Genomic DNA, 24,461 nt, shown 5'->3' on the forward strand with positions numbered 1-24,461 from the left:
TTCTTGCTGCCAATTGCGCCATCATTTCTGATGTCATGCTGCGCAATTAACATTTATTATGCATGCCAAATACATATTAATTCTTGAATTTTTATATTTGCACGAATTAATCTCTATTTAAACATAATTCTGACAAGAGCCGGTCTGCCTGAGGTTGTGTTGCTTTTTTGGCAAGGCACCATTGTCAGGCACGGCGCTGCCCCGCCTTTCACCTTCGCGTAAATACTCCGGGGGACTCCCGCAGGGAGGGGGGCAGAGCCCCCTTGCTGGAGCCGCTATTCAGCCGCTCCCCGGAGCCTACTCCGCTGCGCGCATCGGGGTGGGCATAGCCGGTGCCTGTGCCTCCGCCTCTGGCGCCATCAGCGCACTGTCCCACTGAATTTCGGTCGCGGGCAAGCGACGGGCCTCGCGGCGCAGCCGCATGTCGCGCGCAATGCGCGAACTTCGGCCCGACGTGAGCCGTGCCAGCAGTCGCCCGATCCATGTGGCATAAACCCCGGCCCAGACCCGCAGCGCCAGGAAGGAAGGCGTCACGATCAGGGTCAGCACCGTGGCAATGCCCAGCCCGAACACCACCGCGGTCGCCAGCTGTTTCCACCACAGCGAGGTTGGCGAATTGATCGAATAGCCACCCCCGATGAAATCAAGGCTCAGCCCGAACATCATCGGCGCCAGGCCAGCCATCGTGGTGATCGTGGTCAGCAGCACCGGGCGGATGCGCGATTCTGCGGTGCGGATGATCGCCTCGATCCGGGGCATGTAGCGGCTGTATTCCTGGTAGGTGTCGATCAGCACGATGTTGTTGTTCACCACGATCCCGGCCAGCGCCACGATCCCCGTGCCCGTCATGATGATCGAAAACGGCTGATTCATCACCATCATCCCGATCAGGACGCCGGTGGTCGACAGCACCACCGCCAGCAGCACCAGGACCGAGTTGTAGAAGCTGTTGAACTGCGCCAGCAGGATGATGAACATCAGCCCCAGCGCACCCAGAAACGCGTTCTGCAGGAACGCGCCGGATTCGGCCTGTTCTTCCTGATCGCCGGTCCATTCCCAGGTGATCGCTGCGGGCAAGGGGTTGGTTTCCAGCCATTCGGTTATGACCCCGATCCGCTCGTTCGCGTTGATCGGGGATATGCGTGCGTCGCCGTCCGCCAGCGCACTTCGCAAGGCGTCAGTGCTCTCGGCGCCCGTCAGTTGCTCAACCGTATAGCCTGCGCCATTTGGGCCCGTTATCGTGCCGCTCTGACCTTCGGGCAGGGCGCGCAACACCGCCAGCCGGGTTTCACTGCCCACCGGCCCGCTGACCGCCTTGAACAGGCCCGCGCTCACGTCCGCCTTCACGTCGTAATGCCGCTTCTGATCGACCCGGCTGATCTTGGCCAGTTTGGCCACCGGCTCGCGGGTGATGAAGTTCGACAGGGGCACCAGTCCGCCCTCGGTGCGCACCTTGAGCGTGTCGAGCGTCGACAGCACCCGGTCTTCGGCAGGCAGACGTACGCGAATGTCGATTTCCTCGTCCGAGCTCGGCACCCGCATCGAATCCAGAAAGATGCCGCGCGTCACCAGCTGCACCATGGCGCCCACCGTGGCGACATCGGCGCCGAACCGGCCGGCCTTTTCCACATCGACGTTGATCTGCCAGTCGATGCCGGGCAGGGGCAGGCTGTCTTCGATCTGGATCAGCCCCGGTACGGATTGGAAATGCTGTCGCGCCAGCCGCGTCGCCTCGTTCAGCTCGTCCCAGCCATCGCCGAACAGACGCAGATGCACCGGCTTGCCCGAGGCGGGGCCCTGTGCCAGCGCAAGGATCTCCGCCTCGAACCCCGGCAGCTTGGCCAGTTCGCCGTTCAACTGGTCGATCACCGTGTCGCCATCGAAGTCCGGCGCGGTGACATGGCGGGTGAAGCGGCCATTCAGGAAAGGTTCGTCCACCTGGGGGCGATCCTCCCACGGGATGATTTCGAACTGCACCTGCCCGATGGTGTCAGGCGGTTGCTGATTGCCGCTGGTGTCGGTGTTCAGCCCGCCGTCGCCCGCAAAGGCAAAGACGTTGATGACGGCGGGGTGCGCGCTGACCACGTCCTCGACCTGCCGCACCATCGCATCGGATTCCGTGAGCGAGATATTGCCCCGCGCCCGCACGAAAACCGTGGCCTGTTCCGGCTCGGATTCGACAAAGAACTCGACGCCCTTGGAATTCGCCGGAAACAGGATGAAGGCGACGTAGAACACCGCCCCGAAGACCGCGCCAATCGCGACCACCGGCATCACCGGGTTGCCCGCGATGGCCTTGATCGCCCAGCCGAAAGGCGTCAGCCGGTGGCCGCTGTCTACACGCCGCGCGCGCCGTTCCACCCGCGCCGCCCCCAGCGCGACCGAGGCCGCAAACGCACCGGCCAGGAAGAGCACCGCGCCAATCAGCGACCCCGGCATCGCCCCGGTGCCCGCGCCCATCAGGTAGGCCGGGTTCAGCACCTGCATCGCGCCCAGGAACATCGCGTACCACGCCAGCGGCACCAGCAGCGCGCAGACCACCCAGGGCAGCCGCCGCCGCAGTGCATCCGACGCTCGGTCGAAACTGCGCGACATGCGCCCGGTCACACCGCCCATCACTGGCAGGTACACCAGCGCCACGATCAGCGAGGCCCCCAGCACGAAGATGATCGTAACCGGCAGCATCCCCATGAATTCACCTGGCACGCCCGGCCAGAACAGCATCGGCAGGAAGGCGCAGAGCGTCGTCGCGGTGGAGGAAATCACCGGCCAGAACATGCGCTGCGCCGCTTCGACATAGGCGTGCATCGGGCCGATCCCGTCGTTGATGCGCTTGTCGGCGTATTCCACCACCACGATGGCGCCATCCACCAGCATCCCCACGGCCAGGATCAGCCCGAACATCACAATGTTGGAAATGGTCACGCCCATCAGGGCAAGAAAGGCAAAACACAGCAGAAAAGATGTGGGAATTGCAAATCCGACCAGAAGCGCGGCACGGCTGCCAAGCGAGGCCAGCACCACTATCATCACCAACGCCACTGCCGTCAGAACTGAACCTTCCAGCTGGCTGACCATCGACCCGACAACCCGGCTCTGGTCGTTCGAGGTGCCGACCTGAACCGCGGCCTGCAATTCCTCGGGCCATTTCGCGCTGGACGCGGCAACCGTTTCCTTGATCTGTGCCACCGTGTCGATCAGGTTGTAACCCTTGCGCTTGACCACCTGCAGCGCGACCGTCGCCTCTCCGTTGAAGCGCGCAGTGCCAACACGATCTTCAAAGGTGAAATTAATCTCGGCCAGATCGCCCAGCGTCACCACCCGGTCGCCATTCGTCTTGACGGGCAGGGCATAGACATCGCGCGGCTCGTCAAAGGACGACGGGATTTTCACGCTGAACGTGCCCTGATCGGATTCCACCTCTCCGGCGGCAATCAACTGGTTGTTGTTGCGCACCACGTTGACCAGTTCAGCTGCGGTAACGTTGTAGGCTTCAAGCCGCTGCGGGTCGATCACGACCTCCAGCATCTCGTCGCGGTTGCCGGCGATGCCGGCTTCCAGCACCGAATCCATCGCTTCCAGGTCGTCCTGCAGATCCTTGGCGATGCGCGCCATGGTGCGTTCGGGCACGGCGCCTGTCAGGTTCACGATAACGATGGGGAATTCAGAAAAGTTGATCTCGGTGATCGAATACTTCTCGTAGCCTTCGGGAAACTTGCCCTCGGCCGTGTTCATCGCGTCGCGCACGTCGGCCATGATGGCCGTCTTGTCCCAGCCGAATTCAAACTCCAGCGCCACGCCGCCATAGCCCTCGGCGGCGGTGGCCGACATCTTCTTCAACCCGTCCAGATCGGCCAGTTCCGTTTCCATCGGTTTGACCAGCAGCGTCTCGGAGTCGGCGGCCGAGATGCCGGGGAAGGGTACAGAGATGAAAAGCGCCGGGATCTCGATGTCCGGCTCGCCCTCTTTCGGCAATGTCCAATAGGCGAAACCGCCGATGATCAGCGACAGCGCGATGAAGGCAAGGATCATCCGGGCCCGGTCTGCGGCCCAGGCAACCAGCCCCGTCATTTGCCGGCCTCGCGATAGGTCGGCGCGACCTGCACGCCCTGGGTCACGAAATCCTGCCCGACGACGATCACGTCGGCTTCGGCCGCCAGCCCCGAGACCCAGACGCCGCTGGATTCATCGCGCAGCATCCTGACGGGCACGAATTGCACCACGTTGTCGGCGTCCACGATGCGCACGCCCAACTGGCCGTCGTTGTTCAGCGTCAGTGCCGATTGCGGCAGCTTGTGCGCCTGCGCGCCCTTGGACGAAATCGCGATGGTGGCGGTCTGCCCGTCGCTGATGCTCAGATCGGGGTTGGGCACTGTCACCTCGGCCAGGAAGGTGCGCGTGGTCGGGTCGGCAGAGCGGCTGACAAATGTCACCTCGCCCGCCACGCGGTGCCCGTCGACCAGCTCGGCCCCCGCCTGCGCGCCCAGCTTCACGCGCGAGATTTCCGTTTCGGGGACATAGCCCACCAGCTTGATCGGGTTCAGCTGAATCACCGTGGCGCACAGTGACCCGGGCTGCATCAGGCTGCCCAACTCGGCCGAGTCGCTTTCCAGCAGCCCGGCAAAGGGCGCAGTGATCTTCAGCCGGGTAATTTCCTTTTCGGCGGCGGCTACAGCGGCGGTGGCGGCCTCGATACCCGATTCGCTGCTCTCCACCCCGGCCTCGGCCGATGCGATTCCCGCTTCGGCGCTCCGCACACCCGCGCGGGCGGATTTCAGCCGGGTTTCCGAGGCATAGCCCTCGGCGCTCAGCTTCTCGGCGGCGTTATAGTTGATTTCGGCCTCTTCCAGCAGAGCGCGCGCCTCTTCCAGCCGCGCCTCGGCTTCTGGGCGGTGGCTGCGGGCCTCGGTCAGACGGGCGCGCGCCTCGGTCAGCGTTGCCTCGCGCGTGCCCGGATCCAGCTCGCACAGCAGATCGCCCTGCGCCACCTGCGCGCCCTTGCGCAGCGGTTCCGAGATCACCGTGGCCGAGGTTTCGGCACGCACTTCGACCTGGCGCGAGGCTTTGGTTTCACCTCGCAGGATCACGGCGTTGTCGATCTCCTGCGCGCTCGAGCGCAGCACCACAACGCCAACCCGCGGTGTGGCCTTGGCAGCCGGACCTGCCTCTGCGGTGCTCTCTTCCTCTGCAACGGGGCGGTCGTCACCGCGGGCAAAGGCCAGCATGCTGTCTCGCTCGAATACCGCCAGATACAGGGCGAACGTGACCAGAAGAGCGGTCAGGATCGGTATTACACGCATGTCGGGCCTTTCGCAGCGGCAAGCGCACCCAAACCGAAGGTGCCGGATGCCGTAAATATAGGGTCGTTATAATCTGAACTAACCGGTTCAGAATAAATTTTTTCGCCTCCCTCTGCAAGGCGGAGACGTGCGGGAAACGCTGGCAGACTTGGCTTGCGCCTTGATGCGGGTTAATAGAAAGCGAATGTGCCGATTTTTCGGCAGGATACAGGTACGAAAACGGGCTGTTTCAGGCATGGCGCACCCGGGAATCGCGGTCACGGCCAGGGGGGCAAATGAGCGATAGCGACAGTTTCATCGACGAAGTAACGGAAGAGGTCCGCCGCGACCGGCTGTTCGGATACTTCCGCCGCTATGGCTGGATCGCCGCCGTGGTTATCGTGGTCGTGGTCGGCGGGGCGGCGTGGAACGAATACCAGAAGGCCCAGTCGCGCGCTCAGGCGCAGGCCATTGGCGACCAGCTTCTGGCCGCGATGCGCGAAAATGACGCATCCGCCCGTGCCTCACGTCTGCAGGCGATCGATCCGGTCGGCCCCGGCGAATCCGCTATCGTGGCCATGTCGCTGGCCGGTGCGCAGGCTGAAGCGGGCGATACTGCCGCCGCCGCCGAGGCGCTGAACGCCATCGCGGTGAACGGCGAGTTACCCGAAATCTATCGTCAGATCGCCGCCTTCAAGGCGCTGACGCTGCAATCCGCCTCGATGACATTTGCCGAACGCCGCGCCGCGTTCGAAAACCTCGCGCGCCCCGGTGCGCCGCTGCGCACTCTGGCCGAGGAACAGCTGGCCCTGATCGACGCCGATGCCGGCGAGACCGAGGCCGCGATTACCCGCTTTCAGGCGCTGCTTCAGGACGCCGAAGCCAGCGGTGATCTTCAGCAACGCGCGATGCAGGCCATCGTGGCGCTTGGCGGCACGCCCCAGCCCCGCGCAGGCGGGCAGGGGTAAGGTATGGCTGGCGAAGAAGCTGCGCCCCACGCGCGAAATAACGGACAGGTTGGTATGAACGCATCGTTTTCCGAACCCCGCCATGCGACACGGCGGATAGCGCCGCTTGGGCTGGCCGCCTGTGTGCTGCTGCTGCTGGGCGCCTGTGCCGAAAAGGAAATCATCTTCAAGGGCGAACGCGAAGACATCCGCGAGATGACCGCCGACACCAGCCTGGAGCGCGCCCCGGACGAGGCCGACAACGTCTCGCGCGCCATTCGCCTGCCGTCGCAGGTGAACAACGCCAGCTGGCAGCAAAGCATCGGCACCGCCTCGCACCGCGTGGCGCACCCCGCGCTTGGTTCCAACCCGGCGCGTATCTGGAGCGCAAATATCGGGTCAGGCGATGGCCGCCGCGTGCGCATCACCGCCGATCCGGTGGTTGCGAACGGGCTGATCTATACGCTCGACAGCGGCGCGCGCGTCAGCGCGGTGAATACCTCGGGGCAGGTGGTCTGGTCGGTCGACCTGATCCCCGTCACCGACGATGAAGAGGACGCAACCGGCGGCGGCATGGCCTATGACAAGGGCACGCTGTATGTGTCCTCGGGCTATGGCCGCCTGACCGCGCTGGACGCCACCAGCGGCGCGGTGCGCTGGCATCAGCGCCTGGAATCGACCGGCAGCGGCACCCCGATGATCGACAACGGCCTGATCTATCTGGTCGCGGGCGATGACACCGGCTGGGCCATCAACACCAAAGACGGCCGCGTGGAATGGCAGATCGAAGCCGCACCCAGCGTCGCCAACGTGCTGGGCGCCCCGGCCCCGGCCATCGCGGGAGACTATGTGGTCTTTGCTTTCGGATCGGGTGAACTCACCGCCGCCTTCAAGCGCGGCGGGTTGCGCCGGTGGAGCACGAACGTCGGCGGCGGCCGCGTCGGGCAAGCGTCCTCGCGTATCAGCGACATCACCGGCAGCCCGGTTGTGGTGGGCCGCACCATCTACGCAGGCAACCACTCGGGCCGCACAGCCGCGATTTCTACGCTGGATGGCAAACCGGTCTGGACAGCCCGCAACGGCGCGCTTGGCCCGGTCTGGCCCGCAGGCGACAGCGTGTTCGCAGTCACCGAACAGCGCCAGCTGGTGCGCTTCGACGCCAACAGCGGAGTGGTGGTCTGGGCCCGCGACCTGCCGGGATACGTCAAGCAGAAGCCAAAGAGGCGCGCCGAAGTTTACGGCAACTACGGCCCCATCCTCGCGGGCGGCCGTCTTGTAGTGGCCAGCAACGACGGCTTCCTGCGCTTCTTCTCTCCGCAGGACGGCAGCCTTGTGGGCCAGGCCGAAGTGCCGGGCGGTGCCACCACCGCGCCGGTCGTGGCGAACGGCACTCTCTACGTCGTCGGCACCACCGGCCAACTGCACGCTTTCCGTTAGCGGCGATATGCGCTAAACCGCGCTTCTGGACGTGCCCCCCGGCGCGTCCCGCAGTATTCGGAACGCGCGTGTCATGACCTTTACACTGGCCATCGTCGGCCGCCCCAACGTGGGCAAATCGACCCTGTTCAACCGGCTTGTCGGCAAACGGCTGGCGCTGGTCGACGACCAGCCCGGCGTCACCCGCGACCTGCGCGAAGGCGCCGCGCGCCTGGCCGACCTGCGGTTCACCGTGATCGATACCGCCGGTCTGGAGGACGCCAACGATGACAGCCTGCAAGGCCGGATGCGCCGCCTGACCGAACGCGCCGTCGATATGGCCGATGTCTGCCTGTTCATGGTCGACGCCCGTACAGGGATCACCCCGACCGACGAGATGTTCGCCGAGATCCTGCGCAAACGCGCGGGTCACGTTCTGCTGGCCGCCAACAAGGCCGAAGGTGCCGCCGCCGATGCCGGTGTGATCGACGCCTGGGGCCTTGGCCTGGGCGAACCGATCCGCCTGTCCGCCGAACACGGCGAGGGGCTGAATGACCTCTACACCCAGTTGATGCCGCTGGCCGATGCCTTTGCCGAGCGTGCGTCCGAGGATGCGCCCGACACGGATGTCGACCTCGACGAGGACGATGACACGGACGAAGCCGCGCCCGCCCGCAAACCCACCAAGTCGCGCCCGCTGCAAGTGGCCGTGGTAGGCCGCCCCAACGCGGGCAAATCGACGCTCATCAACCGCATCATCGGCGAAGAGCGCCTGCTGACCGGCCCCGAGGCAGGTATCACCCGCGATTCGATCTCGCTCCAGATCGACTGGCAGGGCACGCCCATGCGCCTGTTCGACACCGCCGGGATGCGGCGCAAGGCGAAGGTGCAGGAAAAGCTGGAAAAGCTCTCGGTCTCCGACGGCCTGCGCGCCGTCAAATTCGCCGAGGTGGTGGTGGTCCTGCTGGATGCCGCGATCCCCTTCGAACAGCAGGATCTGCGCATCGCCGACCTCGCCGAGCGCGAGGGGCGCGCCGTGGTGATCGCTGTGAACAAATGGGACATCGAGGAAGACAAGCAGGACAAGCTGCGAGAGCTCAAGGAAGCTTTCGAACGCCTTCTGCCGCAACTGCGCGGTGCGCCGCTGGTGACGGTCTCGGCCAAGACGGGGCGCGGGCTCGACCGGCTGCACGGCGCCATCCTGCGCGCCTACGATGTCTGGAACCGCCGCGTGACGACGGCCCAGCTGAACCGCTGGCTGACTGGAATGCTCGAACAGCACCCGCCTCCGGCGCCACAGGGCAAACGGATCAAACTGCGCTACATGACCCAGGCGAAAACCCGCCCGCCGGGATTCGTGGTCATGTGCAGCCACCCCGACAAGATGCCCGACAGCTACTCGCGCTATCTCGTCAACGGTCTGCGGGAAGATTTCGACATGCCCGGCACCCCGATCCGCCTGCACATGCGTGGCCAAAGCGACAAGAACCCCTACAAGGGCCGGCGCGAACGCAATGCCGGCGCGCTCACCAAGCACCTCGGGAAAAACCGCAAGGGCTGAAGATCGCGCTGACGCGCGATGCCTCCGGCGGGGATATTTGAAGCCCAAAGAAGCGGCGGCTTCCCCAACTTCTTTGGGCCATAAATATCCCGGGGGAGTCCCGCAGGGACGGGGGCAGCGCCCCCTTCCTCCTTCAATGCCGCCTCCTGGCGCCATGTGGCAGACCCTCTTCTTCTTGTATTTGCGCCTTCAGGTGGCAGGTGGGCCGCACTTTGCCGGGCGCGCGTGTGCCCGTTGAAGTTGTTACATGAATCGGGCATCCTTAACCAATTGATGCCCAATTGACGAGTTGCGCCATGGCCACTTCACCGGCCTCTGACTTCAACCTCCGTGCCCATACCCGCGCCTATTGCGAGAAGGACAACCGCCTCGCCGCGCTGTCCTATTTTGGCACCTTCGCGGTCTATTTCGCCTCGCTTTTCCTGGCGATCACCTATGTGCACCTTTGGTGGGTCCTGGCACCGATGGCGCTGGTGCATGCCATGTCGGCGGTCCGGCTCTATGTGCTGCAGCACGATACCGGGCACCATTCGCTCTTTGCCACGCGGGGGCAGAACGAACTCGCCGGCCATGTGCTGTCGCCCTTCACCTTCGCCCCCTTCGAGGTGATGAAGCAGAACCACAACCTGCACCACGCCAACATCGGCAACCTCGACCACCGCGAAACCGGCGAGATCCACACGATGACGTTGCGCGAATGGCACGCGGCCGGGATGTGGCGACGGTTGTTCTACCGGCTCTACCGCAATCCTCTCGTCTTTGTGCCCCTTGGCTCGGCGTTTACCTATTTCGTCCGTTACCGCTGGCCCAAGAACACCACGCGATTCGGCATTCCCGGCGTGATCCTCCACAACCTGGCCATAGCCGCCTATATCGGGTTGCTTTACTGGTTCGCCGGCACAACCGGTGTGCTCGTCTGGTTGGGCGCTTCATTCCTTGGCGGCATGATCGGCGTCTTCCTTGTCTACCTGCAGCACAATTTCGAAGATACCTATTGGGATCGCCGCCCCGATCTCGACCCGCAGATCGCCGCGATCCAGGGGTCGTCCTGTCTCGATTTCGGCTGGTGGTTCGATCACACGGTGGCTTGCATCACGCTGCATGATATCCACCACTTCAACGCCCGCATCCCCAGCTATCGCCTGCGTGCCTGTCATTATGCGCTGCCTGAGCATGTGGCACCCCGCCGGATCAAATTTCCCGAGGCCGTCGCGGCGCTCAATCTGAAACTCTGGGACGAAGATCAGGGCCGCCTTGTGCCATTCCCGCCAGGGGAATTTCCGGCACAATCCAAAGCGAGCAGCTGAAATATGCCCCGCCGGGGTTGATTTGGCATATCAGGTGTATATACAAAAGATATCTTCAAGCGTAAGCCTCGTGGTATACCAATGTAGGAGCTTGAACATGTCGAAGTCATCGAAACTCAAATCGCTTAAGGCCGAAGTCAAACTGCGCAAGAAGAAAGTCGCGCGGCAGGAAGCCAAGCTGAAGCAGGCAAAGAAGGCGCTCAAGAAGGCCGCATAGCCCGCCCTGACGATTTGAAGAAGGACACAGCCATGACTGCACTCACCGATATTCCCGGCGTCGGTCCGACACTTGCTGCGCTGTTCAGGGACCACGGGTTCGACAGCGTCGAGGCGGTGGCATCGGCCACGCCCGCGCAGCTCATGCAGGTGCCCCGGATCGGCGCCCTGCGGGCGCCGGCTCTGATCGCTCTGGCGCGCGATCTTGCAAAGGCGTCTCCCGCGCCCGAGGCTGCGAAAGCCGATGCCAAACCGATGGATGCATCGTCCTCTAATCCCGCGACACCAGGGGCAGAGGATGGCACAAAGCCTGATAAATCGACCAAGAAGAAAACCAAGGCGAAAAAGTCCAAAGCAGGCTCGAAAAAAAAATCCAAGCTCGAAAAGTCGAAGCCATCGAAATCCAAGAAACCGGCCAAGAAAACCACGGCAAAGTCAGCCGACAGTAAAAAGCCCAAATCAACCCAAAAGGACAAATCTTCGAAGAAGTCCAAGCCGGCCACTTCAAAGAACTCGACCAAACCCACCAAGAAAAAGAAAAAATAGCCGCGCCGACCATTCGGCGCCAGGGGACAGGGGGACCGCTTGCCCCCTTGCTTCACCTTCACGAAAATACTCCGGGGGAGTTCGCCATAGCGAACGGGGGCAGAGCCCCCTATACCTTCCATTGCCGCCTCCCGGCGGCGGGGGCAGCGCCCCTATCCCACGGCTACAGCCGCGCGCCGGGCTCGCTCAACTTGAAGAACAGCGCCACCAGCATCACGACAATGGCCGCAATTGAGGCTGCAACGATCAGCCCGTTCTGCCCCCAGTTCGACACCACGATCCCGATCAGCGCCCAGACGATCGGCGCCCCATACAGCCAATCCGTCGTCCGCCGCCGCAGAACCCAGACTCCAAGCGCCAGCACAACAACCAGCGCCAGAATCGCGCCCGCCTGCGCCGAAACCACGCCATAGCCCGACAGCACGAGTCCCAGAGCCACCGGCGAGGCCGCCGTCAACCAGCCCGCATACACGCTGATCGGCGCCCGCGCGGTCCATCGGTCCAACACGGGCGTGCGCCGCAACGCCGCCAGCGCAAACCCCAGCATGATCCAGATCAGCACCACCGCGGCCGGCGCACTGACATTCGCCACCGGCAGCCAGGCCGCCCCCACGCCAACCGACAGGGCATAGGCCGGGCGCATCGCCTCCCAATCGGGTGCGCGCCGCCGCGCCAACAGACCGTAGACGGACCCTACCAGCAACCACAGGTAGATGAGGCCCCAGATCGCAAAGGCATAGCCCGCAGGCTGCACCGGCGGGTCGATCTGCGGCACCGGGAACTGCTCGGGCCGGAACCCGCCGAAATCCGGCACCAGCAGGGGCGAGCTGACAAAGGCCAGCGTGACGGCGGCGCTCAGCACCGCCATCAGCGTCGGACGGCGCGGATCGCTCATTCCAGCGCGCCCGCCGCATTCAGCCGGGTCTTGCCGCCCAGGTAGGGCGCCAGCTCCTCGGGCAGCTCGACCGAGCCGTCTTCCTGCTGGCCGTTCTCCAGCACCGCGATAAGGCAGCGCCCCACCGCCAGGCCCGAGCCATTCAGCGTATGCACGAACTCGGGTTTGCCGCCGCCTTCGGGACGGAACCGCGCGTTCATCCGCCGCGCCTGGAAATCGCCGGTGGTCGAAACGCTGGAAATCTCGCGATAGGTGTTCTGCCCCGGCAGCCAGGCCTCGATGTCAAACGTGCGCCGCGCGCCGAACCCCATGTCGCCGGTGCACAGGATCACCGTGCGATAGGGAATCCCCAACGCCTCCAGGATCCCCTCGGCACAGCGCAGCATCCGTTTCTGCTCGGCGTCGCTCTCATCCGGGTGGGTGATCGACACCATCTCGACCTTCTCGAACTGGTGCTGGCGCAGCATCCCCGAGGTATCCTTGCCCGCACTGCCGGCTTCGCTGCGGAAACACAGCGTATGCGCCGTCATGCGGATCGGCAGGGAGCCGGCCTCAAGGATATCCTCGGCCACGGAATAGGTCAGCGGCACCTCCGAGGTCGGCACCAGCCACCAGCCATTCGTGGTCTGGTAACTGTCGTCGCCGAACTTGGGGAGCTTGTCAGTGCCATACATCGCCTCGTCGCGCACCAGCACGGGGCTGTTCACCTCGGTCAGCCCATTCTGGTCCACATGCGTGTCCACCATGAACTGCGCCAGCGCCCGGTGAATCCGCGCCACGGCACCCTTCAGCATCACGAAGCGCGCGCCCGAAATCTTGCCCGCAGTGCCGAAATCCATCGCGCCGGCCACACCGCCGATCTCGAAATGCTCTTTCGGCGCAAAACCGAAGTCGCGCGGCGTGCCCCAGCGGGTCACCTCGACGTTGTCAGCCTCATCGGTGCCTTCGGGCACATCTTCGGCCGGCAGGTTCGGGATTCGCGCCAGCATGTCGGCCAGTTGCGCGTCCAGCGCCTTGGCCTCACCCTGCATCGTGCCCACTTCGGCCTTCTTCTCGGCCACCAGCGCGCGCAACCGCTCGAACTCGGCTTCGTCACCCGATGCCTTGGCCGCGCCCACGGCCTTGCTGGCGGCATTCTGCGCCGCCTGCGCCTCTTCCGAAGCTTGGATCTTGGCCCGCCGCGCGCTGTCCAGCTCCAGCACCTGCGACGACATCCCCGCATCCCCGCGCCGCGCAAGCGCGGCATCGAAACCGGCGGGGTTTTCGCGAATGGCACGAATGTCATGCATGGGCCTGATCCTTGTCTGAGTCGTTTCGCGCGCCTTATGCCCCATTCCCCGCCCCGGGGGTAGGGGGCGTGGGCCTTGGCCGATCCCGCCAAATCGGCTATCCTTGCGCCACCCGCAGGCTCATTTCGCCCCTGGGCAAAATTCCCCAAGACCAATTCCGTTTGAAATCCTTCAAAAACCCGGAGCGTTCCCCATGCGCAATCTGCTTTTCATTGCTCTTGTAACGGCCCTTGCCAGTCCCGCAGTTGCGGGCCCCAAACGTATCAAGACCGAACAGGAATTCACCCAGCTCATCGTCGGACGTGACCTGACCAATCCCGCCGGCACCGTGCGCGCCGAACCGGGCGGCAAGCTGCGCGGGAACATCGCGGGCGCAAAGATCATCGGCGGCGGCTGGAATTGGCAACAGGGCTATTTCTGCCGCGCCTTGAAAACCGCGAAACGCGAATGGCCATCCGAATGCCAGCTGGTCAAGGTCGACGGCAATACGCTTACCTTCACCGGGCAGCAGGGCAAGGGCGAAATCTCCACCTGGACAATCAACTGAGCCACGCCCCGGTTCGCAAATCTCCCTGCTTCTTTTCGGCCCAAATACTCGAAATCCCGACCTCCGCCCCGGGCGCCTCCACCGGTGCCCGCAGGGCCGCCGCGCCCCGCGCCACATCCTGCCCGAACCCGCCTTGCAAAGCCCCCCCTCAGCGCATAGGTTCCGCCCACATTCGCGGGGGGCGCCCGCGATCCGATATTCAAGAAGGAAGACCCCATGGAAGGTGGCGCAATCGCCCAGTTTCTCCCGCTGATCCTGATTTTCGGGATTATGTATTTTCTGCTCATTCGGCCCCAGCAGAAAAAGGTCAAACAGCATCAGGCCATGGTCGAAGCGCTGCGCCGCGGCGACAAGGTGGTGACGCAGGGCGGCATCATCGGCGAAGTCGTGAAGGTCAAGGAAGGCGGCGAGATCGAGGTCGAGATCGCAGAGGGCGTCAAGGTGCGTGTCATCAAGTCCACCATAGCCACGGTGATGAGCAAGACCGAACCGGCCAAGTAACCGGCCACGCGCGAAGAAGGGGCAGGTAATGCTGCACATCGATCTCTGGAAGCGTGCGCTGATCTGGCTGGTCTGCGCCGCTGGCATCGTGCTTTCAATGCCGAATGCCTTTTACACGCGGGTCGAAGGCCATAACGATGCCATCGCCGCGATCGAGGCGGGCAATGACAGCCCCGAACTTCAGGCGCAGGCGGCGCAATGGCCCTCTTGGCTGCCGACTGATCTTGTGAACCTCGGGCTTGACCTGCGCGGCGGCGCGCATTTGCTGGCCGAGGTTCAGGTGTCCGATGTCTACGCCACCCGGATGGAGGCGCTCTGGCCCGATGTGCGCGATGCGCTGCGCCCCGAGCGCGATGCGGTCGGCGGCGTGCGCCGTGTCCAGTCTGCTCCGGGCGAGCTGCGCGTGCGCATCGGCAACCCCGATGGCATGGCCCGCGCGGTCGAGGTGGTGCGCGGGCTTGCCCGCCCGATCCAGACGCTTTCGGGCGTAGGCGCCAACGATATCGAGGTGGGAACCGAGGGCGACATCATCATTGTCACCCTGTCCGAAGCCGAACAGCAGGCCACCGACGATCGCACGGTGCGGCAGGCGCTGGAAATCATTCGTCGCCGCATCGACGCCGTTGGCACCCGCGAACCCACGATCCAGCGTCAGGGCGCCGACCGGATTTTGATTCAGGTCCCGGGCATCGGCTCGGCCACGGAACTCAAGGACATCATCGGCACCACCGCTCAGCTGACGTTCAACCCCGTCGTGTCGCGCGGCACCGACCCGGACGCCCGCGCCGGCACGGGTAACAAACTGGTGCCCTCGCTCGACGAAGAAGGCACCTATTATACCATCGAATCCAATCCCGTGGTCACGGGTGAGGAACTGACCGATGCCCAACCGGCATTCGACCAGAACGGCCGCCCGGCGGTCAATTTCCGGTTCAATACGTCCGGCGCACGCAAATTCGGCGACTACACCCGCGACAACATCGGCCAGCCCTTTGCCATCGTCCTTGATGACGAAGTGATCTCGGCCCCCGTGATCCAAAGCCACATCCCCGGCGGCTCGGGCATCATCACCGGCCGCTTTACGGTCGAGGAATCGACGAACCTTGCGGTGCTGCTGCGCGCAGGCGCGCTGCCTGCGGGCATGACGTTCCTGGAAGAACGGACAATCGGCCCTGAATTGGGGCAGGACAGCATCGACGCGGGCAAGATTGCCACCGCCGTTGCCTTTGGCGCGGTCCTGATCTTCATGGCGCTCAGCTATGGGTTGTTCGGCATCTTCGCCAATATCGCATTGATCCTGAACATCGCGTTGCTTTTCGGGCTGCTGTCGCTGCTGGGCGGCACGCTGACCCTGCCTGGTATTGCCGGGATCGTGCTGACAGTCGGTATGGCGGTCGATGCCAACGTGCTGATCTTTGAACGCATTCGAGAAGAGCTGAAAACTGCGCGCGGCCCCGCCCGCGCCATCGAACTGGGGTATGAAAAGGCGCTCTCGGCCATCCTTGACGCCAACATCACCACCTTCATCACCGCGATCATCCTGTTCGTCATGGGCTCGGGCCCGGTACGCGGGTTTGCCATTACCCTTGGCCTTGGGATCGTTACCTCGGTCTTCACCGCGATCTTCGTGACCCGCCTGCTGGTGGTCATGTGGTTCGAACGCCGCCGCCCCAAGACAATCGAGGTCTGAGATGCGCCTGAAACTTGTTCCCCAGGAAACCAGCTTTGATTTCTTCTCGCGGTGGAAGTTGTGGTTCGGCATCTCGATGGTGCTGATCGTGCTGGCCGCCGTGTCCTTCGGCGTGCGCGGGCTGAACTTCGGCATCGACTTCCGTGGCGGCACGAGTATCCGTACCGAAAGCACGACGGACCTTGATATCGGCGCCTATCGCGACGCGCTGAACGCGCTGAACCTTGGCGATATCTCGATCTCCGAGGTGTTCGATCCGGCATTCGGCGAAGACCGGCATGTTGCCATGATCCGGATTCAGGCGCAGGACGATCAGGAAGCGGTCAGTGCCGAGATGATCGAAGCCGTCGAAACCGCACTCACCGAGGTGGTGCCCGACATCCGCTTCGTCTCGGTCGAATCCGTTGGCCCCAAAGTGTCGGGCGAGTTGATCCAGACGGCGATCTATGCGGTTCTGGCGGCAATTGGCGCGGTGCTTGTCTATGTCTGGTTGCGGTTCGAATGGCAGTTCGCGGTGGGCGCCGTGGTGGCGCTGGTACACGACGTGATCCTGACGATCGGTGTGTTCTCGGAACTTCAGATCAAATTCGACCTCGCGATCATCGCCGCGCTGCTGACCATCGTGGGCTATTCGCTGAACGATACGGTGGTGGTCTTCGACCGGGTGCGTGAGAACCTGCGCAAATACAAATCCCGCCCGCTGGCCGAGGTGCTGAACCTGTCGATCAACGAAACCCTCAGCCGGACCTTCATGACCTCCTTCACCACGCTGCTGGCGCTGTTTGCGCTGATCGCGCTGGGGGGCGACGTGATCCGCGGTTTCGTTTTTGCGATGATATGGGGCATCTTCGTCGGCACCTATTCGTCGGTCTTCATTGCCTCGACGATTCTGCTGTGGCTGGGCGTGAAACGTGACTGGTCGAAAACCGACAAGAACGAAGGCAATCAATACGCCAACATCGATGCCTAAGGGGCAGGGTGCCCGGCCGGGCCTCGCGTCATGACACTCGACGATCTGGCCGAGGTTCCGGCGCTGGTGCTGGCCTTGCCGGGGCTGGGCTGGCTGGTCCTTGCGGTGATGGTTGCCGGGCTGGTGCGCGGCTTTGCCGGGTTCGGCAGTGCCATGATCATCATGCCGGTCGCCAGTTCCGTGCTCACCCCGGTTGGCGCGCTGACCTTCCTGATCATGACGGAACTGTTCGGCCCGCTGCCCAACCTGCGTGCGGGATGGCGCACCTGTGATCGCGGTGATGTGGCCCGTCTGAGCTTTGGCGCGCTGGTGGCGCTGCCACTTGGCGTCTACGGGCTGTCGCGCCTGCCGGTCGATCTGTTCGGATGGGTGGTGTCGGGCGTTGTACTGGTGTTGCTGGTGGCGCTGATGTCGGGCTGGCGATACCACGGTCGGCTGACGCCCTCGCTGGTCACCGGCACCGGCGCGCTTGGCGGCGCGATGGCGGGCGCGGTTGGGTTGGCAGGTCCACCGGTTATCATGCTCTACATGGCCTCGACCCTGCCGATCGCGAAAATCCGCGCCACGCTGTTGCTGTTCCTCTTCGTCATCGACCTGCTGATGATCACCGTCTTTGCGGCTTGGGGCCTTCTGCTGATCGAACCGATGGTGGCGGGCGTCCTGCTGGCGGTGCCCTACATGCTGGCCAACCGCGCCGGAGCCCTGCTGTTCCGCCCGGAAACCGAGTCGCGTTTCCGTGCGGTTGCCTATACGATCATTGCGGCATCGGCCATCCTGGGCCTGCCGGTGTTTGCCGCGGGCCACTAGGCCCCGAACCGCGAAAGGAGCCGCCCCATGCGCCTGAACGAAGTCACCTATACCGATGCCGTTCCGGTTGATGGCTATGGCCCGGGCTTCTTTCGCATCGGCGGCACCGTGTTCCACGGCCCCGTCCTTACCGGCCCCGACGGCCCCCAGCCCTGGGGCGGGGTCGACGATACCGCCCCGCTGCTGGCGCTGGTCGGCAAGGTCGACGTGCTGTTCCTGGGCACCGGGGCCGACATCGCCCATGCCCCCGCCGCCCTGCGCGCCACGTTGGAACAGGCCGGTCTCGGGGTCGAGGTGATGGCCTCGCCCGCCGCCTGCCGCACTTACAACGTGCTGCTCAGCGAAGGCCGCCGCGTTGGTCTGGCCCTGTTGCCCGTTGCCGCACCCGACACGGCAGTGTGACCGCACCCCGATTTCAGGCTTTTTGACGCCCCGCCAATGGGCTAAGCCAACCTAATGATGCTTGGCCTTCACGATCTTTCGGTCGCGCGCGGCGGCCGCCCGGTGCTTTCGGGGCTGTCACTGGCGCTTGCGCCCGGGCAGGCGCTGATCCTGCGCGGGCCCAACGGCGTGGGCAAGACCACGCTGCTGCGCACCATCGCCGGGCTGCAACCGCCGTTTGCCGGACAGGTCGACTGCGCCCCGGAAACCGTGGCCTATGCCGCCCATTCCGACGGGCTGAAACCCACGCTTACCGTGGCCGAGAACCTCAGGTTCTGGGCGGCGATCTTCGGCACGCGCGACATCAACCCGGCTTTGGCCGCCTACGACCTCGCGCCGCTGGCCGAGCGTCCCGCAGGCATGCTCTCGGCCGGGCAGAAACGCCGCCTTGGCCTTGCCAGGCTCATGGTCACCAACCGCCCGCTCTGGGCGCTCGACGAACCGACCGTTTCGCTCGACACCACGGCTGTGGCGCAATTCGCCACCGTGCTGCGCGACCATCTGGGGCAGGGCGGCGCCGCCCTCATAGCCACCCATATCGACCTGGGGATCACCGCCGATACGCTCGACCTCGGGCCCTACCGCGCCGCGCCCGACCGCGGAGATGCCTTCGACGATGCCTTCGAGGATTGGGCATGAGAGCCCTTTTGAAACGCGACCTCACCCTCGCCCTGCGCGCAGGCGGCGGCTTTGGCCTGGGGCTTGCCTTCTTCCTGATCGTCACGGTCATGGTGCCCTTCGCCATCGGCCCGCAACCCGAACTGCTGGCCCGTATCGCTCCCGGCGTCCTCTGGATCGGCGCGCTGCTGGCCTGCCTGCTTTCGCTCGATCGCCTGCTTGCGCTTGATTGGGAAGACGGCAGCCTTGATCTGCTCGCCACGGCGCCCCTGCCGCTGGAAACCGCGATGGCGACCAAGGCGCTCGCGCATTGGCTCACCACCGGGCTGCCTCTGACGGTGGCCGCCCCATTGCTTGGCGTGCTGCTGCACCTGCCGGCGCCGGGCCACCTCTGGCTCACGCTATCGCTGGCACTTGGCACCCCGGCACTTTCGATGATCGGCACCTTTGGCGCGGCGCTGACCGTCGGGCTCAAACGCGGCGGACTGCTGCTGTCGCTGCTCGTGCTGCCGCTTTACGTGCCCACGCTGATCTTCGGGGCCGAACTGGCCCGCCGTGGCGCGGAAGGACTCGCCACACAGACCCCCATGCTGATGCTCGCGGGCCTGACGCTCGGCACCTGCGCCCTGCTGCCCTTCGCCAGCGCCGCCGCCCTCCGCATCTCGCTTCGCTGACCAAACCCGCCTCTCATCCGTCTTTGGGCGACAAATATCCCGGGGGAACCCGCAAAGCGGGCGGGGGCAGAGCCCCCGCAACACCCTCCTCCGGTCGGTTCCAGCCACCACTGGACTCCCGATTGCCCCGCGTCAATCTGCCGACCTCTTCGTGAATTGCCGCCCCCCGGTTAACCCGCTAGAACAGCGCCATGTCACTCTGGCAATACGCAAATCCGCGGAAGTTTCTGGCCACGTCCGAACGTGTCCTGCCAGCCCTCTGGGCCGGGGCAGTGCTATGCCTGCTCGTCGGGCTGACATGGGGCTTTGCCTTCACGCCTGACGATTATCGTCAGGGCAGCACGGTCAAAATCATTTACCTGCATGTGCCCTCGGCGCTGATGGCGATCAATGCCTGGCTGATGATGCTGGTCGCTTCGCTGGTCTGGCTGGTGCGCCGCCACCACGTCAGCGCGCTGGCCGCCCGCGCCGCCGCCCCGGTGGGCGCCACGATGACGGTCATCGCACTGGCCACGGGGGCCATCTGGGGGCAGCCGATGTGGGGCACGTGGTGGGCGTGGGATCCGCGGCTGACGTCCTTCCTGATCCTGTTCCTGTTCTACCTCGGCTACATCGCGCTTTGGTCGTCGATCGACCAGCCCGATACCGCCGCCGACCTGACCAGCGTGCTCTGCCTCGTTGGATCGGTCTTTGCAATCCTGTCGCGTTACGCAGTCAACTTCTGGAACCAGGGGCTGCACCAGGGCGCCTCTCTCAGCCTCGACAAAGAGGAAAACGTGGCTGATGTCTTCTATCACCCACTTCTGATCTGCATTGCAGGCTTCGTTCTTCTGTTCCTCGCGCTCGTTCTCTACCGCACCGGAACCGAAATCCGCGCCCGCCGCATTCGCGCGCTCTTGTTGCGCCAAGGGGCCGAGGTATGAGCGTCGATCTCGGAAAATACGCCACCACCGTGCTCTCGGCATATGCGGCAAGCCTCGTGCTGCTGGCGCTGCTGGTGGCCGTCACCTTCTGGCGTGGCCGCAAGATCCGCGCCCGGATGACTGCGCTCGACGCCACGAAATCCAAGGCCCGATCCGATGCCGCGCATTAAGCCCCTGATGATCCTGCCTCCGCTGGTCTTCGGCGCTTTCGTGGCGCTGGCCGCGTTCGGCATGTTTCGTGACGATCCCGAGTCGCTTCCCAGCGCACTTGCGGGTCGTGCCGCGCCGCCGGTGAAACTCGAACCGCTTGGCCAGAATGAAACCTTCACCGATAACACCCTGCGCAATGGTCAGATCAAATTGGTGAACTTCTGGGCCAGCTGGTGTGCGCCCTGCCGCGCCGAGCACTCCAACCTCGAGGCGCTGGCTGCCGAGGGCCTGCCAATCTACGGCATCAACTACAAGGACGATCCCGCTAAGGCGCAGGCGTTCCTAGATGAACTTGGCGATCCCTATACGGCCATCGGCACCGACGAATCCGGCCGCACCGCGCTCGAATGGGGTCTCTACGGTGTGCCCGAAACCTATGTGGTGGATGGAGACGGCACAATCCTGTTGCGCCACGCCGGGCCGATCACCCAGCGCATCATCGACAGCACTCTTCGGCCTGCCTTGGAGCAGGCGCAAGGCCGCTAAACGCGCCACATCCTAAAAAAAGGAAAACCGCGCTGACGCGCGGTGCCTTTGGCGAGGATATTTGACCCCAAAGAACACGAGGCCTCATACCATCTTTGGGGGAGAAATATCCCGGGGGGTGCGGGGGGCAGAGCCCCCCGCCTTGGTCGGATCGCGTCAGCGATCCGAAACCATGTTCATCAGGCCGCGCTCGCCAGGTTGCGCAGCACGTAGTGCAGCACGCCGCCGTGTTCGATGTATTCGATCTCGATCGCGGTATCGATACGGCACTTCACGGTGATCGTCTTGACCGAGCCATCCGCCATGGTGATCTCGCAGGGCACTTCCTGCAGCGGCTTGATCGTGTCCAGCCCCTTGATCGATACGGTTTCTTCCCCGGTCAGACCCAGCGAGATGCGGGTGTCACTGCCGGTGAACTCGAACGGAATCACGCCCATGCCCACCAGGTTCGAGCGGTGGATACGCTCGAAGCTTTCGGCGATCACGGCCTTCACGCCCAGCAGCGCGGTGCCTTTTGCCGCCCAGTCGCGTGAAGATCCGGCACCATACAGTTCGCCACCGAAGATCACCAGCGGGGTGCCAGCCTCCTGATAGGCCATCGAGGCGTCATAGATCGAGGTCTGTTCGCCATCGGGGCCCTTGGTATAGCCGCCTTCGACCCCGTCCAGCATCTCGTTGCGGATGCGGATGTTTGCGAAGGTGCCGCGCATCATCACCTCGTGGTTGCCGCGACGCGACCCGTACGAATTGAATTCGCGCACCGGCACCTGACGGTCAACCAGGTATTTGCCGGCCGGCGTGGTGTCCTTGAACGACCCGGCGGGGCTGATGTGGTCGGTGGTGATCATATCGCCCAGCACGGCCAGAACGCGCGCACCTTCGATGTTGCTGATCGTGCCCGGTTCTTTCCCCATGCCCTGGAAATAGGGCGGATTCTGAACATAGGTCGAGGCCGCCGGCCAGTCATAGGTCAAGCTGTCGGTGATTTCGACGCCCTGCCACTTTTCGTCGCCCTTGAAGACATCGGCGTATTTGCTCTGGAAGGCTTCGCGCGTCACGGTCGCCTCGACCAGATCTGCGATTTCCTTCTGGCTCGGCCAGATATCTTTCAGGTAGACATCGTTGCCGTCCTTGTCCTGGCCCAGCACGGCGGTTGTGATGTCGACATTCATGTCGCCCACCAGCGCATAGGCCACCACCAGCGGCGGAGAGGCAAGGTAGTTGGCGCGCACATCGGGGCTGATGCGGCCCTCGAAGTTGCGGTTGCCCGACAGCACCGAGGTGGCGATCAGGTCGTAATCGTTGATCGCCTTCGAAATCGGCGCCTCGAGCGGGCCTGAGTTGCCGATGCAGGTGGTGCAGCCATAGCCGACCAGGTTGAAACCGACCTTGTCCAGGTCTTCCTGAAGCCCGGCCGCCTCCAGATAGGCCGAGACCACCTGGCTGCCCGGTGCAAGCGAGGTTTTCACCCAGGGCTTGCGCGTCAGGCCCAGCGCCGCCGCCTTGCGGGCGACAAGCCCGGCGCCGATCATCACATAGGGGTTCGACGTGTTGGTGCAGGACGTGATCGACGCGATTACGATGGACCCGTCGTGCAACTGGTAATGGCCGTCCTCGGTGGTGACATAGCCCCGCTTGTGGTGGCCTTCGTCGCCCGGAATCTCGCGCGGTTCCGGCGCACCGCCTTCACCTTCCCAGCGCACTTCCGACGATTTCGAGGTATCGACACCGCCGCGCACGCCTTTGACGTAGTCGCCAAAGGCTTTGGCCGCGCCGTCCAGCGCAATGTAATCCTGCGGGCGTTTCGGGCCGGAAATTGCGGGTACGATGGTGCCCATGTCCAGGCTCAGCGTGTCGGTGTAGACCGGCGCGTAATCCGCATCGCGCCAGAACCCGTTTTCCTTGGCATAGGCCTCGACCAGGGCGATCCGGTCCTTGTCGCGGCCGGTGTTGGTCAGGTAGCGGATGGTTTCGTCGTCGATCGGGAAGAAGCCGCAGGTGGCACCGTATTCCGGCGCCATGTTGGCAATGGTCGCCCGGTCGGCCAGCGGCAGGGTATCAAGGCCCGCGCCGTAGAATTCGACGAATTTGCCCACGACGCCTTTTTCGCGCAGCATCTCGACCACTTTCAGCACCAGGTCGGTGCCGGTGGTGCCTTCGACCATCTTGCCGGTCAGCTCGAACCCGATGACTTCCGGGATCAGCATGGAAATCGGCTGGCCCAGCATCGCGGCCTCGGCCTCGATCCCGCCAACGCCCCAGCCCAGCACGGCCGCGCCGTTCACCATCGTGGTGTGGCTGTCGGTGCCGACCAGAGTGTCGGGATAGGCGACTTCGTCACCGTTCTGGTCCACGTCGGTCCAGACCGTCTGCGCGAGGTATTCCAGGTTCACCTGGTGGCAGATGCCTGTGCCGGGCGGGACCACGCGGAAGTTGTTGAATGCCTTCTGACCCCATTTCAGGAAGACATAGCGCTCCATGTTGCGCTCGTACTCGCGGTCCACGTTCATCTGGAACGCGCGCGGGTTGCCGAATTCGTCGATCATCACCGAGTGGTCGATGACCAGATCGACCGGGTTCAGCGGGTTGATCTTTTCCGCGTCTCCACCCAGCGCCACGATCCCGTCGCGCATGGCGGCAAGGTCAACCACGGCGGGAACGCCGGTGAAATCCTGCATCAGCACGCGCGCCGGGCGATAGGCGATCTCGCGCGGGTTGTTGCCGCCTTTGTCGGCCCATTCCGAGAAGGCCTTGATGTCATCCACCGACACCGTCTTGCCGTCTTCGAAACGCAGCATGTTTTCCAGAACGACTTTCAGCGCGGCGGGCAATTTCGAAAAATCGCCAAGCCCGGCCTCGGTCGCGGCGGGGATGGAGTAATAGGAGATGGTCTTGCCGTTCACGCTGATCGTCTTGCGTGTCTTGGCGGTGTCCTGTCCAACGGTGATGGGCATGGTGGCCTCCTCAATGAACCTAGGATTGCGGATTCGCTGCCTGCTATCTGCATCAGGAGCCGCACGCTTTCAATAGCGATCACGGGGGGTGCGACGTTTTTTGTATACCATTGCACACAATTCCGGTGCCGGATGGTTGCACTCACGTCACTTCGGCGGGCGTCTCAAGAATGATTGATTTCCT

General features: G+C 64.0%; 21 protein-coding genes. 16 read left to right on the top strand and 5 right to left on the bottom strand.

The features are described 5' to 3' along the window. Positions 1–297: 297 nt before the first annotated feature. Both FGK64_RS10945 and FGK64_RS10950 read right to left on the bottom strand, forming a co-directional pair. Positions 298–4,071 carry an efflux RND transporter permease subunit gene (locus tag FGK64_RS10945; RefSeq protein WP_138863820.1) on the bottom strand — a complete coding sequence of 1,258 codons (3,774 nt, stop codon included), beginning with the start codon at positions 4,069–4,071 and terminating at the stop codon, positions 298–300. Then, positions 4,068–5,300, bottom strand: a complete 1,233-nt coding sequence (locus tag FGK64_RS10950; protein WP_138863821.1) for an efflux RND transporter periplasmic adaptor subunit — start codon at positions 5,298–5,300, stop codon at positions 4,068–4,070. The genes FGK64_RS10945 and FGK64_RS10950 overlap by 4 nt, the downstream gene beginning before the upstream one ends. 275 nt (positions 5,301–5,575) lie before the next feature. On the opposite strand from FGK64_RS10950, the gene FGK64_RS10955 reads away from it, so the two are divergent. The 5 genes from FGK64_RS10955 to FGK64_RS10975 all read left to right on the top strand — a co-directional run bounded on the left by FGK64_RS10955 (position 5,576) and on the right by FGK64_RS10975 (position 11,272). Beyond that, positions 5,576–6,247, top strand: a complete 672-nt coding sequence (locus tag FGK64_RS10955; protein WP_138863822.1) for a tetratricopeptide repeat protein — start codon at positions 5,576–5,578, stop codon at positions 6,245–6,247. 54 nt (positions 6,248–6,301) lie between these two features. After that, entirely contained in the window at positions 6,302–7,663 is a 1,362-nt protein-coding gene (locus tag FGK64_RS10960) for an outer membrane protein assembly factor BamB family protein (RefSeq protein ID WP_138863823.1), read from the top strand. Between the two features lie 73 nt (positions 7,664–7,736). Then, positions 7,737–9,203 carry a ribosome biogenesis GTPase Der gene (gene der / locus FGK64_RS10965; protein WP_138863824.1) on the top strand — a complete coding sequence of 489 codons (1,467 nt, stop codon included), beginning with the start codon at positions 7,737–7,739 and terminating at the stop codon, positions 9,201–9,203. 296 nt (positions 9,204–9,499) lie between these two features. Further along, positions 9,500–10,510: a fatty acid desaturase gene (locus FGK64_RS10970; RefSeq protein WP_138863825.1), complete on the top strand. Its 1,011-nt coding sequence runs from the start codon at positions 9,500–9,502 to the stop codon at positions 10,508–10,510. Positions 10,511–10,759: 249 nt separating this feature from the next. Then, positions 10,760–11,272, top strand: coding sequence for a helix-hairpin-helix domain-containing protein (locus tag FGK64_RS10975; protein WP_171054038.1), 513 nt, complete (start codon positions 10,760–10,762; stop codon positions 11,270–11,272). 163 nt (positions 11,273–11,435) lie between these two features. Here FGK64_RS10975 and FGK64_RS10980 read toward each other — a convergent pair whose 3' ends face one another. Both FGK64_RS10980 and serS read right to left on the bottom strand, forming a co-directional pair. After that, positions 11,436–12,167 (bottom strand): hypothetical protein, encoded by a 732-nt coding sequence (locus tag FGK64_RS10980; RefSeq protein ID WP_138863827.1) that lies wholly within the window; start codon positions 12,165–12,167, stop codon positions 11,436–11,438. Then, on the bottom strand, positions 12,164–13,456 hold the full coding sequence (gene serS, locus FGK64_RS10985; protein WP_138863828.1) for a serine--tRNA ligase: 1,293 nt from the start codon (positions 13,454–13,456) through the stop codon (positions 12,164–12,166). The genes FGK64_RS10980 and serS overlap by 4 nt, the downstream gene beginning before the upstream one ends. A 193-nt stretch (positions 13,457–13,649) precedes the next feature. On the opposite strand from serS, the gene FGK64_RS10990 reads away from it, so the two are divergent. The 11 genes from FGK64_RS10990 (at position 13,650) to FGK64_RS11040 (ending at position 21,323) form a co-directional block, all read left to right on the top strand. Beyond that, positions 13,650–14,003, top strand: a complete 354-nt coding sequence (locus tag FGK64_RS10990; RefSeq protein ID WP_171054039.1) for a hypothetical protein — start codon at positions 13,650–13,652, stop codon at positions 14,001–14,003. A 216-nt stretch (positions 14,004–14,219) separates the two neighbouring features. Further along, positions 14,220–14,504 (top strand): preprotein translocase subunit YajC, encoded by a 285-nt coding sequence (gene yajC, locus FGK64_RS10995; RefSeq protein ID WP_138863830.1) that lies wholly within the window; start codon positions 14,220–14,222, stop codon positions 14,502–14,504. A 28-nt stretch (positions 14,505–14,532) separates the two neighbouring features. Then, a complete protein-coding gene (gene secD, locus FGK64_RS11000) occupies positions 14,533–16,194 on the top strand; it encodes a protein translocase subunit SecD (RefSeq protein ID WP_138863831.1) in 1,662 nt (553 codons plus the stop codon). A gap of 1 nt (position 16,195) precedes the next feature. Continuing rightward, entirely contained in the window at positions 16,196–17,164 is a 969-nt protein-coding gene (gene secF / locus FGK64_RS11005; protein WP_138863832.1) for a protein translocase subunit SecF, read from the top strand. Between the two features lie 30 nt (positions 17,165–17,194). Beyond that, on the top strand, positions 17,195–17,971 hold the full coding sequence (locus FGK64_RS11010) for a sulfite exporter TauE/SafE family protein (RefSeq protein WP_246057733.1): 777 nt from the start codon (positions 17,195–17,197) through the stop codon (positions 17,969–17,971). Between the two features lie 27 nt (positions 17,972–17,998). Beyond that, on the top strand, positions 17,999–18,373 hold the full coding sequence (locus tag FGK64_RS11015) for an Mth938-like domain-containing protein (RefSeq protein ID WP_138863833.1): 375 nt from the start codon (positions 17,999–18,001) through the stop codon (positions 18,371–18,373). A gap of 54 nt (positions 18,374–18,427) precedes the next feature. Next, the gene (ccmA, locus tag FGK64_RS11020; RefSeq protein WP_138863834.1) at positions 18,428–19,051 is read left to right on the top strand and encodes a heme ABC exporter ATP-binding protein CcmA; all 624 of its coding nucleotides are present in this window, start codon (positions 18,428–18,430) and stop codon (positions 19,049–19,051) included. Then, complete coding sequence (gene ccmB, locus FGK64_RS11025; protein ID WP_138863835.1) at positions 19,048–19,704, top strand: heme exporter protein CcmB; 657 nt, start codon at positions 19,048–19,050, stop codon at positions 19,702–19,704. The genes ccmA and ccmB overlap by 4 nt, the downstream gene beginning before the upstream one ends. A gap of 191 nt (positions 19,705–19,895) precedes the next feature. Further along, complete coding sequence (locus FGK64_RS11030) at positions 19,896–20,627, top strand: heme ABC transporter permease (RefSeq protein ID WP_138863836.1); 732 nt, start codon at positions 19,896–19,898, stop codon at positions 20,625–20,627. Next, the gene (ccmD, locus tag FGK64_RS11035) at positions 20,624–20,797 is read left to right on the top strand and encodes a heme exporter protein CcmD (RefSeq protein WP_138863837.1); all 174 of its coding nucleotides are present in this window, start codon (positions 20,624–20,626) and stop codon (positions 20,795–20,797) included. The genes FGK64_RS11030 and ccmD overlap by 4 nt, the downstream gene beginning before the upstream one ends. Further along, positions 20,784–21,323 (top strand): DsbE family thiol:disulfide interchange protein, encoded by a 540-nt coding sequence (locus FGK64_RS11040; protein WP_138863838.1) that lies wholly within the window; start codon positions 20,784–20,786, stop codon positions 21,321–21,323. Before ccmD ends, FGK64_RS11040 begins: the two co-directional genes overlap by 14 nt. 179 nt (positions 21,324–21,502) lie before the next feature. On the opposite strand, the gene acnA is transcribed toward FGK64_RS11040, so the two are convergent. Then, entirely contained in the window at positions 21,503–24,277 is a 2,775-nt protein-coding gene (gene acnA / locus FGK64_RS11045; protein ID WP_138863839.1) for an aconitate hydratase AcnA, read from the bottom strand. Between the last annotated feature and the right edge of the window lie 184 nt (positions 24,278–24,461).

The organism is Arenibacterium halophilum, from assembly GCF_005938225.1.
GTDB classification, from domain to species: domain Bacteria; phylum Pseudomonadota; class Alphaproteobacteria; order Rhodobacterales; family Rhodobacteraceae; genus Arenibacterium; species Arenibacterium halophilum.

Coding starts and splice junctions, on each gene's coding strand:
- FGK64_RS10945 (WP_138863820.1), bottom strand. CDS start 4,071: ATGACGGGGCTGGTTGCCTGGGCCGCAGACCGGGCCCGGATGATCCTT.
- FGK64_RS10950 (WP_138863821.1), bottom strand. CDS start 5,300: ATGCGTGTAATACCGATCCTGACCGCTCTTCTGGTCACGTTCGCCCTG.
- FGK64_RS10955 (WP_138863822.1), top strand. CDS start 5,576: ATGAGCGATAGCGACAGTTTCATCGACGAAGTAACGGAAGAGGTCCGC.
- FGK64_RS10960 (WP_138863823.1), top strand. CDS start 6,302: ATGAACGCATCGTTTTCCGAACCCCGCCATGCGACACGGCGGATAGCG.
- der (WP_138863824.1), top strand. CDS start 7,737: ATGACCTTTACACTGGCCATCGTCGGCCGCCCCAACGTGGGCAAATCG.
- FGK64_RS10970 (WP_138863825.1), top strand. CDS start 9,500: ATGGCCACTTCACCGGCCTCTGACTTCAACCTCCGTGCCCATACCCGC.
- FGK64_RS10975 (WP_171054038.1), top strand. CDS start 10,760: ATGACTGCACTCACCGATATTCCCGGCGTCGGTCCGACACTTGCTGCG.
- FGK64_RS10980 (WP_138863827.1), bottom strand. CDS start 12,167: ATGAGCGATCCGCGCCGTCCGACGCTGATGGCGGTGCTGAGCGCCGCC.
- serS (WP_138863828.1), bottom strand. CDS start 13,456: ATGCATGACATTCGTGCCATTCGCGAAAACCCCGCCGGTTTCGATGCC.
- FGK64_RS10990 (WP_171054039.1), top strand. CDS start 13,650: ATGCGCAATCTGCTTTTCATTGCTCTTGTAACGGCCCTTGCCAGTCCC.
- yajC (WP_138863830.1), top strand. CDS start 14,220: ATGGAAGGTGGCGCAATCGCCCAGTTTCTCCCGCTGATCCTGATTTTC.
- secD (WP_138863831.1), top strand. CDS start 14,533: ATGCTGCACATCGATCTCTGGAAGCGTGCGCTGATCTGGCTGGTCTGC.
- secF (WP_138863832.1), top strand. CDS start 16,196: ATGCGCCTGAAACTTGTTCCCCAGGAAACCAGCTTTGATTTCTTCTCG.
- FGK64_RS11010 (WP_246057733.1), top strand. CDS start 17,195: ATGACACTCGACGATCTGGCCGAGGTTCCGGCGCTGGTGCTGGCCTTG.
- FGK64_RS11015 (WP_138863833.1), top strand. CDS start 17,999: ATGCGCCTGAACGAAGTCACCTATACCGATGCCGTTCCGGTTGATGGC.
- ccmA (WP_138863834.1), top strand. CDS start 18,428: ATGATGCTTGGCCTTCACGATCTTTCGGTCGCGCGCGGCGGCCGCCCG.
- ccmB (WP_138863835.1), top strand. CDS start 19,048: ATGAGAGCCCTTTTGAAACGCGACCTCACCCTCGCCCTGCGCGCAGGC.
- FGK64_RS11030 (WP_138863836.1), top strand. CDS start 19,896: ATGTCACTCTGGCAATACGCAAATCCGCGGAAGTTTCTGGCCACGTCC.
- ccmD (WP_138863837.1), top strand. CDS start 20,624: ATGAGCGTCGATCTCGGAAAATACGCCACCACCGTGCTCTCGGCATAT.
- FGK64_RS11040 (WP_138863838.1), top strand. CDS start 20,784: ATGCCGCGCATTAAGCCCCTGATGATCCTGCCTCCGCTGGTCTTCGGC.
- acnA (WP_138863839.1), bottom strand. CDS start 24,277: ATGCCCATCACCGTTGGACAGGACACCGCCAAGACACGCAAGACGATC.